General features: G+C 32.1%; 13 protein-coding genes, 7 tRNA genes, 1 other RNA gene and 2 pseudogenes. 16 read left to right on the plus strand and 7 right to left on the minus strand.

Going from position 1 to position 15,725, the window contains the following annotated elements:
- Positions 1-40 precede the first annotated feature (40 nt).
- From AMQ68_RS24960 to AMQ68_RS15620, 6 genes and pseudogenes are all read right to left on the minus strand, one after another.
- A pseudogene (locus AMQ68_RS24960) lies at positions 41-181 on the minus strand (transposase); the annotation flags it as partial.
- Between the two features lie 7 nt (positions 182-188).
- Positions 189-266 (minus strand): annotated as a pseudogene (locus AMQ68_RS25955) (hypothetical protein); the annotation flags it as partial.
- A gap of 83 nt (positions 267-349) precedes the next feature.
- Positions 350-502, minus strand: coding sequence for a TIR domain-containing protein (locus tag AMQ68_RS25360; RefSeq protein WP_160317995.1), 153 nt, complete (start codon positions 500-502; stop codon positions 350-352).
- A gap of 41 nt (positions 503-543) precedes the next feature.
- Positions 544-1,653 (minus strand): hypothetical protein, encoded by a 1,110-nt coding sequence (locus AMQ68_RS15610; RefSeq protein WP_054511557.1) that lies wholly within the window; start codon positions 1,651-1,653, stop codon positions 544-546.
- Positions 1,654-1,791: 138 nt separating this feature from the next.
- Positions 1,792-2,859, minus strand: a complete 1,068-nt coding sequence (locus AMQ68_RS15615) for a DUF6236 family protein (protein WP_054511558.1) — start codon at positions 2,857-2,859, stop codon at positions 1,792-1,794.
- A 321-nt stretch (positions 2,860-3,180) separates the two neighbouring features.
- Positions 3,181-4,254, minus strand: a complete 1,074-nt coding sequence (locus tag AMQ68_RS15620; protein WP_054511559.1) for a DUF4238 domain-containing protein — start codon at positions 4,252-4,254, stop codon at positions 3,181-3,183.
- Between the two features lie 219 nt (positions 4,255-4,473).
- Between AMQ68_RS15620 and AMQ68_RS15625 the strand changes: the two genes are divergently transcribed.
- Together AMQ68_RS15625 and AMQ68_RS15630 are read left to right on the plus strand one after the other, a co-directional pair.
- Complete coding sequence (locus AMQ68_RS15625; protein WP_054511560.1) at positions 4,474-6,573, plus strand: ATP-dependent endonuclease; 2,100 nt, start codon at positions 4,474-4,476, stop codon at positions 6,571-6,573.
- 2 nt (positions 6,574-6,575) lie between these two features.
- On the plus strand, positions 6,576-8,324 hold the full coding sequence (locus AMQ68_RS15630; RefSeq protein WP_054511561.1) for a UvrD-helicase domain-containing protein: 1,749 nt from the start codon (positions 6,576-6,578) through the stop codon (positions 8,322-8,324).
- Between the two features lie 71 nt (positions 8,325-8,395).
- Here AMQ68_RS15630 and ssrA read toward each other — a convergent pair.
- Positions 8,396-8,794: a transfer-messenger RNA gene (gene ssrA / locus AMQ68_RS24735) on the minus strand.
- A gap of 408 nt (positions 8,795-9,202) precedes the next feature.
- Between ssrA and rpsU the strand changes: the two genes are divergently transcribed.
- From rpsU to AMQ68_RS15700, 14 genes are all read left to right on the plus strand, one after another.
- Positions 9,203-9,400 (plus strand): 30S ribosomal protein S21, encoded by a 198-nt coding sequence (gene rpsU, locus AMQ68_RS15635; protein ID WP_048511861.1) that lies wholly within the window; start codon positions 9,203-9,205, stop codon positions 9,398-9,400.
- Positions 9,401-9,483: 83 nt separating this feature from the next.
- Complete coding sequence (locus tag AMQ68_RS15640; protein ID WP_054511562.1) at positions 9,484-10,371, plus strand: tyrosine-type recombinase/integrase; 888 nt, start codon at positions 9,484-9,486, stop codon at positions 10,369-10,371.
- Positions 10,368-10,658 carry an HPF/RaiA family ribosome-associated protein gene (locus AMQ68_RS15645; RefSeq protein WP_054511563.1) on the plus strand — a complete coding sequence of 97 codons (291 nt, stop codon included), beginning with the start codon at positions 10,368-10,370 and terminating at the stop codon, positions 10,656-10,658. Before AMQ68_RS15640 ends, AMQ68_RS15645 begins: the two co-directional genes overlap by 4 nt.
- A 107-nt stretch (positions 10,659-10,765) precedes the next feature.
- Positions 10,766-10,839: transfer RNA gene (locus tag AMQ68_RS15650), tRNA-Thr, on the plus strand.
- An 18-nt stretch (positions 10,840-10,857) separates the two neighbouring features.
- Positions 10,858-10,938, plus strand: a tRNA-Tyr gene (locus AMQ68_RS15655).
- 98 nt (positions 10,939-11,036) lie between these two features.
- Positions 11,037-11,109: transfer RNA gene (locus tag AMQ68_RS15660), tRNA-Gly, on the plus strand.
- Between the two features lie 92 nt (positions 11,110-11,201).
- Positions 11,202-11,275 (plus strand) — tRNA-Thr (locus AMQ68_RS15665).
- A gap of 19 nt (positions 11,276-11,294) precedes the next feature.
- Positions 11,295-11,375: transfer RNA gene (locus tag AMQ68_RS15670), tRNA-Tyr, on the plus strand.
- Positions 11,376-11,463: 88 nt separating this feature from the next.
- Positions 11,464-11,536, plus strand: a tRNA-Gly gene (locus AMQ68_RS15675).
- 43 nt (positions 11,537-11,579) lie between these two features.
- Positions 11,580-11,651: transfer RNA gene (locus tag AMQ68_RS15680), tRNA-Thr, on the plus strand.
- Between the two features lie 366 nt (positions 11,652-12,017).
- Positions 12,018-12,608: a bifunctional nicotinamidase/pyrazinamidase gene (gene pncA, locus AMQ68_RS15685; protein ID WP_054511564.1), complete on the plus strand. Its 591-nt coding sequence runs from the start codon at positions 12,018-12,020 to the stop codon at positions 12,606-12,608.
- Between the two features lie 252 nt (positions 12,609-12,860).
- Positions 12,861-13,511 carry a hypothetical protein gene (locus AMQ68_RS15690; RefSeq protein WP_054511565.1) on the plus strand — a complete coding sequence of 217 codons (651 nt, stop codon included), beginning with the start codon at positions 12,861-12,863 and terminating at the stop codon, positions 13,509-13,511.
- Between the two features lie 122 nt (positions 13,512-13,633).
- Entirely contained in the window at positions 13,634-14,314 is a 681-nt protein-coding gene (locus AMQ68_RS15695; RefSeq protein WP_054511566.1) for a response regulator transcription factor, read from the plus strand.
- Positions 14,315-15,679 (plus strand): ATP-binding protein, encoded by a 1,365-nt coding sequence (locus tag AMQ68_RS15700; RefSeq protein ID WP_054511567.1) that lies wholly within the window; start codon positions 14,315-14,317, stop codon positions 15,677-15,679. It begins immediately after the preceding gene.
- Positions 15,680-15,725: the final 46 nt, after the last annotated feature.

A 15,725-nucleotide genomic window follows, 5' to 3' on the forward strand; every position in this document is an offset into this window, starting at 1 on the left:
AACAAAATAAAATAATTTTATGAAAACAATTAGAGCCTGTTTAAATTTTATTCAATAATAATTTTATCGCGGATAATTTGACCATGTTTTCAGAATTTTCCATTAGCAATTCATAATTTCGGCAAAGTCTTCTGTCGTTATCAAACCAAGCAAACGTTCTTTCAACAATCCATCTTTTGTGTAAAGGCTTAAAGTGGCTTTATTATGAAAGTGTTGTATCTTCCTAACTTGCCTGTGTATAAGCCTAGTTCATAAAGAACATTATCTCGAACGGTAGAATATTCTACCCCCTAATCTTACTGATGTCATCATCACTAAAGACGAAAATGCCAAAATCAGACTTATTAAGTTACTCTATTAGGTCATCTATAGTAGTACTTCCAATATTAAACACACCATCAGTCCAAAGATTAATATTAAAGTTATGATTTAGTTTGGATTGAATTGCTTCAGCAATATCTAGACCTTCTACGGAAGATCCAATAAAAAGTTCTGGTTTCATACGAGATTAGTTTTTTAATATAATAATTTTTATCGATATTGTTAGTTTTTGAGTCTTTCTAACTGTGATTTAAGGTTAATTTTAGTAGTTCTAGCTTGAAGCTTTTCTTTTACTAACTCAAAGCATTTTACTATATCTACTAGATCAATATCAGTAAAAGTAACGGTTGTAATATCAAAAGTTTTGAAATAATCATTTCGTTTAGTCATTTCTTTACCCCATTTATCGCTAAGTTCTGCATTAACCTTATTTTGTTTCAACTTCAAATTTTCCACTTTCATATGCGTTGAAGCAGGACTTAATTCAAAACCTGTAAACTGGGATGTATGACTATTAAAAATTGTAAAGTCAAGACGGTGAATATGCTTTGGAGTAATTCCAGCATATCGAAATTCAGGAATTAACAATGGTTCATCTTCTACATTTTTTGAACTTTGCAGATATTCAACATATAGGTCGTAGAAATTTTGTTCATATATCGATACAGATAATCGTTTAAGTATGCCTTGATAAAAATTAATAAAGTCAGTTAATGTATTAACTTTATAAATTTTATTATTCATAGGATCAACTAAGCCTTCACTAAAAACATGACCAATAGACCAATATGAATATTTTACACGTCGTATTTCACTTTTGTCGTTGTGCCAATTATTAGAATGAAATTTAGGTGCAATTAATAAACCATATGTTAATTTATATCCGAACCAAATTGCCCATAAGTTGTCATTAGGCTTATTCCGGGTTCTTTCATTTAACTGCTTGTAAAAATTCCTTTCCAAAAAAATTTCAACTAAATGTCGAATGTCTTCATGGAGAAGTAATTTATAAATTCGGACTGCTGAAGGTGCGTCACCTAGTTTTGAATCCCAATGCTTATCATTACCCCTGTAATGCTCATATTTATCAATCAAACCTTTTAACCATTGTGCGTAAAAATCTTCAAAATCAGAAAATCGAGTTCTGACAACATCTAAAAATGTGTTATTTTTCCCTCCAAACAAACCATTAAATTGCTGAGTAGTGTATGGCTCTTTTTGGTTTAAACATTTTCCAATCTTTGGCAAAACTTTCTTTTCTTTAATTCTTATTTCAGCAGTTAAATCTTTTATTATTTCGTCAATAACACCTTGTTGTTCCTTTTGCTTCATTAGTTACTATAAATAATAGTTATTTTTTTATTTCGAGCGGACAATCCAAGTATAAAGCAATGATTTTAAATATAAGGACAAAGGATAAGTCTGCTTTTTTAATTGAAACTGAGATCGATGTTGGATGTATTCCAATATTTACATTATAAATTTTCCTTTTAATAGAGATTCTGCAAAATCCTCTTTATCAAGATGGTTCTTAAGCGTTAGAATATAAGAATACGGACTATTTCTTTTGGTTTTCTTATATTCGATACCCTTCAATGCCAATTTACCTGCTGCAACTGCAACAACTCCGGCACTTGCCACTACCCAGCCTAATTCTGAAGCAAAAGAAGGGATAGATATTGCCATTAATGTCAGTCTAGTATCAATTTTTAATGACTTGTAAATTCCTTCAATATCTTTCGTTGCTCTTTCAATTGTATCTCTTTGAAAATGTAAAGCATCCCTTAGCGATTGTTCGTCTTGAATCTGATATAAATCTTTTACCAGCGCATTAATATTTAAGAAAAATTGTTGCCGTTCGTCTTTAAAATCATTTCTAAAGGTAATTATTTGTTTAGCAGTAATAGCTTCAATGTTCTTAGGAATTACTGATTGAATAACCATTGAAGCTAAAGTTTCACTTAAATCTGTAGTTACTTTTTTTTTTTGTGCTTCTCTGACTATAGATTGGAAGTTCGGATCATCACATACAATTGGTAAAGACTTTTGTGTGGCTATACAATTTGCAAGTCTAGACATATAAAGTGCACCGGTAACTGAATCAAATTCAAGCCAATCTTCAAATTCAAAAGATAATTTTCTAACTGATAAGTTAAGCCGTGGTAGTTCCTCTAAAAGTTCTCTACCCATTTTATCTATATGTATGGTATAAGTATCAGTTGGTTTTACAAATCGTGAAACTCTCTGAAAAATTTCACTTCTTTTATTTTCATCTGAAAGCTCTTCTTTTGCATATTCAATAAATTCCTTTGCAATAAGGTCAACGTATTTGGTAGGTCTTATATTTCTAACAAACAAAGTTTCAACACTTGTCGCTGAGTCATTAATTCTTTCAATTAAATCAACTTCTTCTAACAAGTCGTCATTCGGAACAATTCTATCAATTCCATCATAATATAATGCTGCAAATTTCAACCAATTATGGTCATGAAAATTTATATATGGATAATACAATGCTCTTCCAAAAGGTATTGTCATAATTTTTGATTTTGAAGTTGTCACTAAAATATACAAATTGTAAAAGTAAAAATATTTTTAATAGAAATTTTTGATTTTATTCTTTTTTAATAGAACGATTTTAGATCAATTGCTTTCGAATAGCCTTGTAAAATTAAAGATGATAAAATCCTGTGTGAGAAATTCTCTAGAAAAAAATGAAATAAAAAATAACTTAATCAGAAATTCGTTTGAAATTGTATGAATTTTATTAGAAAATATCGACAGAATTTTAATATATCGAAGATAGTTCTCAGAAAGTATTGAACATATTTGAAGAAACCTGCAGTAAGATAAATTTAATCAGGATTTCCTATCCATAATATTGATTGCATGCTTTCGAAACTGTGAGACTGCAGATCCAAGTTTCCAAGACTTTCCATTGGAGTGGATTTTAAGTTCATTAAAACTAAGTTTTATTTCACAATCCGAAGAATTTAGAATAATTAAATTTTCTTTTCCTCCAACAATTATTTCTGGATTTTCATTAGCACCTACAATATAACTAAGTTTGGAATTTCTTTGATTAGCACGGTTGTACTTCATGGAATCTTGATGTAGTTTAAGGATATAATTTAAACTCGCTTTTTCATTAAAAAAAAGTGTTCCTAAACAATTTACAACTTGCAGTTTATTTATATCATTTATTGTTTTTTTATCTTTTATGACAATGATATTTTGCTTGCTAGTTCCCAATATATATATGGCTGGATCATAAAATACTAAAGTTAATTGATCATTGAGTGGTATAAATATTTGTAAGCCAACTAAACCATAACCAGTTTTAGAATTATGCCAGTTTTTTTGTTCCAAATATTGATTATACTTTACTACTGGGAAATCAGAAGTGATAAATGGTATTTCTGTTTGGTTTTTTAAAATTTTGAAGTCGAGATCAATTATGTTATCGACCATATGTGATAGCATTGACAAAGACATATTAACACTTTCTTCATGTGTTAAAGTAGGCCACATTTCATCTACATTTGCATCTTCATCTATCTCTTTAATTCTTTCTCTACCTAAAGAAAATATTTCATTCATGCCTTGTATTTGAACAGGATTTCGTAAATCAGTAAGAGCAACGAAACCTAATAATTCAATATGTTCTGGACTGTTTTTTTTTGGTAATAAAAGAGTATCAATTATTGCTTTAATTCTCTCTGCAAAAGCCCCTTCCAAAACAGATAGTTTATCTTCAATCACGCCATCTTTCCCGTAAAAAAAATTTCTTGATCCTTGAGTTTTTAATTTTGCATCTTGAATGAATCTTTGATTTAAGAGATTATATAATCCAATCTGCTTTTTGTTGGCATTATATGAGGAATTACGTAAATAGAATTTTGGTATATAGTGTTGATTTTTCTTCTCAGTCATGTTGTTATAATAATGTTTAATTTCAATGTTTCGGGTGGCAAGCTAATACTACCTTCTCAAAAATTGAAATTTGCAAATGAAGGTTATAAAATATAATTCACCTGTCTGATGACCTTTTATTACTAAATTAATGCTTTTTTCCTTGAATGTGAAATTACGGTTTTCCAGAATCAGAATCAATAAAATTTTATTAATTTGGCGAGAACTAATAATTTTAACATGAAAATAAAAACGATAGAAATTAAAAATTTTCGACTTCTTAAAAATACAAGTTTATCATTAGAAGATAGTACAACAGTAATTGTTGGACGAAATAATTCAGGGAAAACCTCTTTAACGGAGGTTTTTCGAAGATTAATAGGAGATAAAAATCCTGTTTTTTCACTTTATGATTTTAGTATTAGTTCTATTGAAGGATTTAAAAAAGCACTCCAAGCGAAATTAGAAGGAAAAGAAGATGCAGAAATTCGTAGTCATATTCCCTCAATTGAGATTATCATAACAATTGAATATCCAAAAGATTTAGCTGACCTTGGTAGTTTAGGAAATTTTGTAATTGACTTGGATGTCGAAAGTAATGTTGCAGTTATTGTAATTAAATATGGACTTAAAGATGGTAAAGTTGACTCACTTTTTGAAAACATCGCTGATAGTAGTAACGAAAGTGTTAAGGTCTTATTTAAATCTTTAAAGGAGAAAATTCCTAATTTATTTGAAACAAAAATTATAGCCCAAGACCCTACCGATGAAGAAAATATTTCTTTAATGGAGTATTCACAATTCAAATCTGTATTGGGTGCAGGCTTTATAAATGCACAACGTGGTTTAGATGATGTCACGCATTCTGAAAAGGACGTTTTGGGTAAAGTTTTAGCACAACTTTTTAAAACATCCAAATCATCCACCGCCCCTGTAGATATGAAAACTAAGTCTGATGAAATTCAAAAAATCGTTGATGAAATTCAGATAAAAGTAGATACAGATTTTAATACGGAAGTAAATAAGTTACTGCCTGCTCTATCTCTTTTTGGGTACCCAGGTCTTTCCGACCCTAATTTAAGTACTGAAACTACACTTAATGTAGCAAATATGTTGGATAGTCATACTAAGATCCGATATAAACAAGGTGATAATTTATATCTGCCTGAGACATACAATGGTTTAGGATCAAGGAATTTGATTTATATCTTGTTTCAATTATTTGAATTCTTTAGAGAGTATCAAAGTAGACCAATATCGAACGCATTGGATATTATTTTTATTGAAGAGCCAGAAGCGCATTTACATCCACAAATGCAGCAAATTTTCATCAAAAAATTGCATGAAATTGCAGATCAATTTTCTGCAACTCTAAATGATGGCAAAAAATGGCAAGTTCAATTTGTTGTCACAACACATTCAACACATATTGCTAATGAATCAGAATTTGAAGCTATTAGATATTTTCTAACATCTAAAAACGAGCAACGAGAAACAAAAATTAAGGATCTTAGACTTGAATTTAACCAAAAAGTTTTAAGAGAAGACAAGGAGTTTCTTCACAAGTATTTAACGCTAACAAAATGTGATTTATATTTTGCTGATAAGGCAATTTTGATTGAAGGTACAGCCGAAAGAATAATGTTACCTGTTCTAATGTCGAAAACTGACGCAATGGATTCAGCAGCTCTTCAATTAGCTTTGCAGTATCTATCTATTATTGAAGTTGGTGGAGCATATGCACATCATTTCTATAAATTTTTGGATTTTTTAGAACTTAGAACGCTGGTAATTACTGACTTAGATTCAGTTGTTAAATCACCTGAGAATACATATCCTAAATCCCTTGTTAAAGATGGAACGCATACATCCAACGCCGGAATAAAAAATTGGTTTGCTAAAGGAACTGATGGGCATTACTTACTCTCAGAATGTATAACTAAAACTCCACAACAAAAAATTTCTGGCTACAGAAGAATTGCATTTCAGATTGCAGAAGACGGGAAAAGCGCCATTGGTAGAAGCTTTGAAGAAGCCCTTATCTTGGCTAACCGAACTAATTTTGGAATTACAAGTACTGAAGAAGATGAAGTTGAAACAATTGCACAATCAAAAAGCCCTTCAAATGATAAAAAGTCTGAATTTGCTTTAAAGTATGCTTTGTTAGAAACAGATTGGATTACTCCAAAGTATATATTTGAAGGACTTAAATGGCTTGCTGAAAATCCCAATACACCTGCTGCTGAAGTGGTAGCAGAAATAGAAGAAGTTGTTAATGCAACTTTTGAGAACTCTGGTGAAGGGTCAGAAGAAAATACGTTAACTGAAACTGAAGAATAATTATGCCATCAGAAAATGAAATTAGTCCTGCGGAAAAAGCATCACAAGAATGTCTAGAGTTAGTGTATAAGGCTATAGACGATAATGAAAATTTTCTAGTGGAAGCAGGTGCAGGTGCGGGTAAGACTTATACTCTTATTAAGGCTTTAAAGTATTTAATTAAAAAATACGAAGTTGACTACGAGAAAAGTCATAAAAGAATTGCATGTATTACTTTTACAAACGTTGCTAAAGATGAGATCCAATCGAGAACAGATAATCATCCTATTATTATTGCCGACACAATTCATGCTTTTGCATGGGATTGTATAAAAGGCTTTCAAAAAGAACTTCGTAATAGAATAGGTGGATTGAGTGATAAATGGCAAATTAGAGTTGATGAGACTGGTCTTAAATCTCAAGAGGTTATTTATAGTCTTGGATATCCAAAAATGACAGACAAGGAAATTTATCTTCATCATAATGACGTCATAAAGCTATTTATCTTACTCTTAAATGAAAAGAAATTTAGAAAATTATTTTCTAGTAATTATCCAATTATCTTGATCGATGAATACCAAGATACAAATAAAGATTTGGCAAATGCTATAGTTGATAAATTTATTTTGACGAGAGAAGGATCGAAAATAGGTTTTTTTGGAGATCATTGGCAGAAAATTTATGGATCTGAATCATGTGGTTTGATAGAAGCAGATGAAGACAAGCTTAGGATTATAGGCAAGAAAGCTAATTTTAGATCAGATAAAAATATTGTTGAAATGCTAAATAGGCTTCGCCCCGAACTACAGCAGCATGAATATGATTCATCTTCTGAAGGAGAATTGTTGGTGTTACAAACAAATAACTGGGAAGGAGAGCGTCGTCAAGAATCACATTGGAAAGATGACCTTCCTGAAGAAACAGCGCATAAATACTTAGAATCTGTAAAGGAAAAGCTTACTAATAATGGTTGGGATTTGTCAAGTACCAAAACGAAAATATTAATGTTGACCAATAATGTTTTAGCAGCAGAACAAGGTTATCAAAATGTAGCTAATGTATTTGATACTGAAGATTATTTAAAAAAGAATGATGATTATATAGCATTTTTAACAGATGTTGTAGAGGTTGGATGGGAAGCATTTAATAAGAAGAAATACGGAGAAATGTTAAAAGTTTTAGGCTTAAAACAGATAGGAATTAAAAAGCATCATGATAAAGAAGTTTGGCATGATGCAATGGTGAGATTATCTGATTTACGCCAAACCGGAACAGTTGGACAAGTTATTGAATTATTAAAGAGCACTTCTAAGCCGCAGCTTTCTAGAAAGATAGAGGAAAAAGAATTTCGTTATTCGACTGTTAGCAAGCTTCGTGAAGAAGACCGCAGTGATGAAGATAAAGTTTTTTTTGATAAAATAACCAGAATGAGAGCGATTGCATTTACAGAAATAACTAATGTATCAAAGTACATAGACGATCAAACATTGTATTCTACAAAGCATGGCGTAAAGGGTGCTGAATTTGAGAATGTAATTGTCGTTTTTGGACGAGGATGGAATCTTTATAATTGGAATCAATTTTTAGAATGGTACAATTCGGGAAATATTCCGGCTGCAAAAAAAGATGCTTATGAAAGGAATAGAAATTTATTTTACGTTGCATGCTCAAGACCAAAAAAAAGATTATGTCTTTTGTTTACTCAGGAATTATCAGAAGGTGCTTTGCAAGGTTTGAATAAATTATTTGGGAATGTTATCAATTCGGCATAGAGAAGTATGTTTACTAAATGTTTACTTAGCTAAAACAAAACCCACTGATTATCAGTGGGCTGTTTTGTTTAGTGTGGAGTTGGAGGGATTCGAACCCTCGTCCAAACAAGCAATACATAAGATTTCTACATGCTTATTCTGCTATTGGTTTTCGACTGGAGGCAGAGAGCAGACACCCAACTTCCAGCTTATCTTCTGAAATTTTCGAGTTTTAGCCAAAGCGTCTAAAACCTTATTTCTACATTCCTATATCTCAGGATCAAACGCCGTAGAACGGAGCATTTGTGAGACATCTTGCTTCCTTACTATCTTCGGGAAAGCGCTTGAATCTTACTTTATTCGGATTAAGCTGCAAGAGCGAACTCTTCGTTGCCAGTTAAAAGTTTGTAGCAAGGGATTAAAGAGATCGCGCTACGGTTCTCTGCATGCTTACTTACCCATTGACCTTGCTGTCGAAACCAGTCAACCCCATTAGATAAGACTGCAAAGATAATTTTTTTTGTTCAAATACAATTAACATTCATGATCTCTTTTGCGAATAATAATTTTTGATGATTATTTTACGGATATATTTAATCTAAATCTATCGGGAAAACCACTCAACCTTTTACTATTATTTATGCAGTATTTTTTTTAAGAATATATATCTTAAAGAGTTGAATGAGGATTTTCTTATGATTTCTATTAAAGATGGTCTATACCAATAAACTCTTGTAGATAATGGCCTTTTTATGTAGATGCCTTTCTAGAGGGGGAGTTTTTAGAATGTGGAACATCTAAGGATGTAATTTTCTGATAAATATTTAATTAAAATGTGATGAAATTTTGTGGTTTAATAAATTATGTATACTTTTGCAATTCAAAATGAGATGTAAAATATGTTAATAATTCCTGTAAAAGATGGTGAATCCATCGATAGAGCACTAAAGAAATATAAAAGAAAATTTGATAAAACTGGTACGGTTCGTCAATTGAGATCTAGACAACAGTTTAACAAGCCTTCTGTAACTTTAAGACAAGCTAGATTGAAAGCTGCTTATAAACAAAGAGCACTTAGCAAGGAAGAGCAGGCTTAAGAATTTTTTTCTTAAACACATACTAAATTCACTTCTTAAATACTTATATTTGAGGAGTGAATTTTTTTGTTTACGCCCTCATCATGTTAGATAAATTTTTAGAATATTTACAATTCGAAAAGAGGTATTCTCCTCATACCATTACAAGCTATAGAAAAGATCTTGAAGATTTTTCTCATTTCTATCTTAAAACAGAATCTTCTGAAGATGTTTCCAAAGCTGATAAAAAAATAATCAGAAATTTTATTGTAGAGCTCAGTGAAAATAATATTTCAAAGAGAAGTATCAATAGAAAATTATCTTCTCTCCGGAGTTTTTATCATTTCCTTCTTAAAATAGGCGAAATAGCCATTTCTCCCACCGAAAGCATCTCTTCCCTGAAATTTTACGCAGAGAAGCAAATCCCCATGTCTATAGAGGAAATGCAGGTTCTTGAAGATCGTGTTTTTGAAGAAAAGGATGATGTGCTAGAAAAATGCATCATGGAAGTCTTATATCAGACTGGAATTCGAAAAGCTGAGTTTTGTGGCTTGATATTTGAGAATGTAGATTTAGGCAGTAATGAACTTAAAATTATAGGGAAGGGGAATAAAGAAAGATATATTCCCATCGCTGAAGAGTTGGCGAATCTGCTTAGACGTTATTTGGAAATAAGAAAACCTTTAGAAGAACATAAATCATATTTTTTCGTCAATAAGAAAGGTAAAAAACTCAACGAAAAATTTGTTTATGTGGTAGTTAATAAGTACCTTAGTCTTATAACATCAAAGGAAAAGAAAAGTCCCCACATCCTGCGTCATAGCTTTGCTACACACGTTTTAGACAATGGGGCAGAGATATCGAAAGTAAAAAAAATATTAGGACATTCTAGTCTAGCCAGTACGCAAGTCTATACGAATGCCAATATAGAACAATTGAAAAAAGTGTTTAATCAGGCTCATCCAAGAGCATCTAAAAAAGAAGAATTATGAAGATCACAGTACAATCAATTGGTTTAACTCCACACGAACCACTAGAGTCACACATTGAAAAAAAAGTGAGTAAACTTGAAACGTTTTACGACAAAATTCATGAAGGTAAAGTGTTTTTAAAAGTAGAGAATAACGCAGATAAAGTAAACAAGACGACCGAGCTGATATTGGCTGTTCCAGGTGAGGATATTGTCGTAAAAAAGACATCTGCAAGTTTTGAAGAAAGTTTAGACCTTTGTGTTGATACTGCTAAAAAGCTGCTAATCAAGAAAAAAGAAATGGCGTAAAAAAAAAGATAAAAAAAAGTCATAAAATATTTGAGAATTCAAAAAAACAGTTCTATCTTTGCAATCGCAAAAAGGGAACAGCGTTCTTTTGAATTCTTTTTAATTATGCCTCCATAGCTCAGTTGGCTAGAGCAGCTGATTTGTAATCAGCAGGTCGTGGGTTCGAGTCCCTCTGGAGGCTCTGTTAATATAAACTTTTGGGAAGATTCCAGAGTGGCTAAATGGGACTGACTGTAACTCAGTTGCTTCGGCTTCGCAGGTTCGAATCCTGCTCTTCCCACAATTTATATTAAAATAAAATTAAAAAAAAGTCTTGCAAGTCTCGAAAAGTTTTTATAGATTTGCAAACCGTTAACCAATAATTTTGGAAACAAAATTGCGAAAGTAGCTCAGTTGGTAGAGCGTCAGCCTTCCAAGCTGAATGTCGCGAGTTCGACCCTCGTCTTTCGCTCAAAAAGTCAGACTGAAAAGAATGATTTTTTTAACTACTGAAAAGCTTAGAGTAGAATTTTCTCAAAAGCTTTCAGTCATAACATTAAAATTGCCTCCATAGCTCAGTTGGCTAGAGCAGCTGATTTGTAATCAGCAGGTCGTGGGTTCGAGTCCCTCTGGAGGCTCATTTTAATATAAACATTTGGGAAGATTCCAGAGTGGCTAAATGGGACTGACTGTAACTCAGTTGCTTCGGCTTCGCAGGTTCGAATCCTGCTCTTCCCACAGTTTATATTACAAAAAAAATCTTGCAAGTTTTAAGAATTTTTCTTAGCTTTGCAAAGCGTTAACCAATAGTTTTGGAAACAAAATTGCGAAAGTAGCTCAGTTGGTAGAGCGTCAGCCTTCCAAGCTGAATGTCGCGAGTTCGACCCTCGTCTTTCGCTCAACAAAAATCACTCTATCTTTAGTGTGATTTTTTTGTTTAAGGCCGACTTAGCTCAGCGGTAGAGTGCTTCCTTGGTAAGGAAGAGGTCACGGGTTCAAGTCCCGTAGTTGGCTCTTATTTAAATCCCGAATTTCTTTCGGGATTTTTTTTTGCCCAATATTTCTTCTTCTTTTTAAATTTCTAAACAGTATAGTTTTTATTTAATTATCAACATAAAGTGAATTATTTTCACTGTATATCATTAAAATATTTTACATTTACAATTAAAGTATTTTACGTTCAAGTTACAAGAGTTTTGTAGATAGAATATTTATAGGAGAAATAGGGTTTGTCATATTTTTATGGTAGCCATTTCTGTAAAGCTAAAACTTGAATACCTTAGAAATAAGGAGGTGATAAAATATAATACAGAACTGAATTAAAAAGAAATTGAGGTATAGTACCGATATTCATTAAAACTAATAACATTACCCATTTTTATGAAAGCTTTAATTATTATTGATGTGCAGTATGATTTTTTACCAGGAGGTGCTTTAGCAGTTGCTCACGGTGATGAAATCGTTCAAACAATTAACGAATTACAGTCAGAATATGATTTGGTAGTTGCCACGCAAGATTGGCATCCACGAGGTCATAAAAGTTTCTTTACTTCTCACCCAGGTAAAGTAGCGTTTGAAGAAATATCGTTAAACGGACTAAATCAGGTGCTGTGGCCGGAGCATTGCATACAAGGAACAAAAGGAGCAGAATTTGTTCCAGAACTTTTAACGAATGCTATTGAGGCTATCTTTAGAAAAGGGATGGATAAAGAAACTGATAGCTACAGTGGCTTTTTTGATAATGGGAGAAAAAAATCTACAGGCATGGGAGACTATCTTAAAGGAAGAGGAATTACAGAGGTTGCTGTTTGCGGTGTAGCTGCCGATTATTGTGTGTATTATACAGCTAATGATGCATTAGACTTAGGTTTTAAATCCAGCATCATAGAGCGTGCTTCTAAACCTATAGATTTAGAAAGATATGCAAGTGTTAAGAAAGACTTTCAACAAAAAGGAGGAACTATTATTTAGCGATTATAAATATAATTTGAAAGATGCACGTAATTTGGGTGCTGCTTATCAATTAAGATAAAGAATAGGAGAAGCCTTTAAATAGTATTATTTAAGGGCTTTTTTGTGTTTGGGATATATCAAAAAATAACATAATACACTTTATTATATTTGGGATCTTGATGGTTCGAATAAAATTACATTAGCCATGCCATCACAAATTTTCTTTATTTTGGTACAAAAAAATATCTTTTATAAAAATACAAAGTCAAAATGAAAAATGAAAAGTATAGTGTATCAAATGAAACCCGAGAATATGAAGGGAGAATATTATACCGGATCATAGCTGAAAAAGATAATCCGGATCTTAACATCAAAAAAGGGGATATTGGAGGGTGGATAGAAAGTGAGGATAACCTTTCAATAGATAATAGCTGCTGGATCTATGATGAAGCAATAGCCATGGGTAATGCTATCGTTAGGGATGATGCTGTATTATCCGGAACAGCTATTGTTGAAGGGTATTCTATTGTTGGTGATCGGTCTGTAGTAAAAGATAATGTTAGACTCTCAGGCTGTTCTTACCTTTCTGGAAGTTCCGTTATATTTGGTGATGCAAAGATAGATTGTGGGGAAGATGGACCTACCATACCAAAAGACAGTCAGATTAATTTTAATGTGAGTTATGGTTGTCATTTTATGCGAATCGTTTTTTCTTATGAAGGCTCTGCGCTTCATGTTTCTGAAAACGGATTGATTTGTTTTGGATACCGGTCGGCTAATGATTTTAATGGAGGGTTAAATGACTTCAGGCAATATATAGACAATATGTTTAAAGGAAGTTATTGTTCAGAAGAATTAATAGCACCTTTATTGGCAGAAAATTATATTGAAAGAATGAAGGAGATGAGAAAAGAATTATAGTGATTTTTTAAATCTGTTATAATTTATTATTCACATTGAAACAAAGGTTAAATTATTATGATAAAACAGAATTGATATTTTTGCCGAAAATTTTCGTTAATTTCGTATAAAATAAATTCTTGATGAATATCCTTTTATTGGAAGATGATCTTATCCTTTCTGCAGAGCTTTGTAAGTTTCTAGAATCAAACAATTTTATATGTGATAAAATTTATGATGGTGAAACTTTTCTTCGTCAGATTAAAAATAACACCTATGATTTGTATCTGCTAGACATCAATGTTCCAAAGATCAACGGGCTGGATGTTTGCCAGACCATTCGTTCTTTCGATAAAAATACACCGATCATTATTATTTCTGCTTACGGAGATCTTTCAGATAAAAAAGATGCGTTTACCAGATTGGCAGATGATTATTTGGTGAAGCCTTTCCAGTTTGAAGAATTACTTCTTCGTATGAATTCTTTGTTGAGGAGAAAGACCCCTTCTGAAAATATAGATCAGGATATTCTTAGAATTGATGATTTAATTATCAATAAAACCGAACAGAAAGTGTTTCGTGCAGGAAATGAAATTGCGCTTACCCTAAAAGAGTTCCAATTGTTGGTGTATTTGGCAGAAGCACAGGGAAGAACTGTTTCTAAACAGCAGATCACAGAAAACGTTTGGGAGCATAATTTTAATACCAATACCAATACGGTAGAAGTGTATATAAATTTTTTAAGAAAGAAAATTGATAAAGATTTTAAAGTTAAATTAATCCACACACGTTCCGGATTCGGATATTATTTAAGTTCATTATAAATGTCTTTAAAAAGAAAGATAGCACTCAATCTTAGTATCGCCTTTTCATTACTTTTTGGTATTGTTATGGTGATTATTTATATGTCTTTTAATGATTTCAGAAGAGATGAATTCAAAGAAAGATTTAGACAGAGGCTAGAATTCACCACACACTTTATTTCAAAATCTAAAGACTTTGAGGAGGAGGCTCCTATTTTTTTTAATGAAAATTCGGATAATATCCTTCTTAATGAGACTATATTAATTTTTAACGCAGAAAAAGAACTCATCTACAGTACTATTAAAGACCGAAATGTCACTTGGGATAGTGCTTTACTGAAAGAGTTGGATGAGAAAAAGATTATCTATAGCGAAAAAACGGTTCCTGAAATCTATGCGGCCCTGAGAAAAATCAATGGTGAAGATTATTATATCCTCACCAGCGCGCTGGATACCAATGGGAAATCTAAATTAAGTTATTTAAAATACCTGCTTGTTGCTGCTTATGTAATGAGTACGCTTCTTATTTGGTTTTTTAGTTATTATTTTATGGGACAGTTTCTTCGTCCGTTGGAAGATTTAAATAAAGAGATCTCAGAAGTTACGGCTCATAAATTAACAACGCAGATTCCGGTACAGGAGTCGGATGACGAAATAAGCATTCTTGCACAATCTTTTAATACCATGATTGTAAGGCTGAATGACGTATTTCAGTCTCAGAAAGATTTTACGGCAAGTGCGTCACACGAAATCCGTACACCGATTACAAGGATGTCTTTCCAGCTCGAAAATTTAATTAAACTTCAACAGCATTCTCCCGAAACACTGGCTTCATTAAAGAGAATTCAGCAGGATGTATATCAATTATCTGATCTAACGAATTCTTTATTGCTCCTTACAAAATTTGATAAAGAGAATATTCAAAGTATTTATGAGGAAGTAAGAATAGATGAGGTCATATTTGGGGCCTTTGAAACCATAGAAAAAAGTTATCCTCATCTGAAAATGGATTTTCTAATATCCGAGGATACTTCTGACGAGGCTGGTCTTGTTATCAATGGAATACATTCATTATTAGAGATAGTGTTCATCAATCTGTTTAAAAATGCCGCCGTATATTCAAATAACATGGAGGTTGATGTCTTGATCACAGAGACTGCTTCCGACCTTATTGTGGATGTAATTTCTCAAGGAAACACCATTCCGGAGGAAGAGCAATCTAAATTATTTGAGGCATTTATGAGAGGAAATAACTCTCAAAACATTTCTGGTTCTGGTCTTGGACTCCGTATTGTAAAGAGAATTTTAGAATATCACGGGGCAAACATTTTTTATTCTTCACCACTTGATGATATTAACAAATTTAGTATTATCTTCAATAAGTAAAATTTAATTTTATTTTAAGGCTCCTTTAAGTTCGTTTTAATCGAGC

This window comes from Chryseobacterium sp. ERMR1:04, from assembly GCF_001297705.1.
Lineage (GTDB): Bacteria > Bacteroidota > Bacteroidia > Flavobacteriales > Weeksellaceae > Chryseobacterium.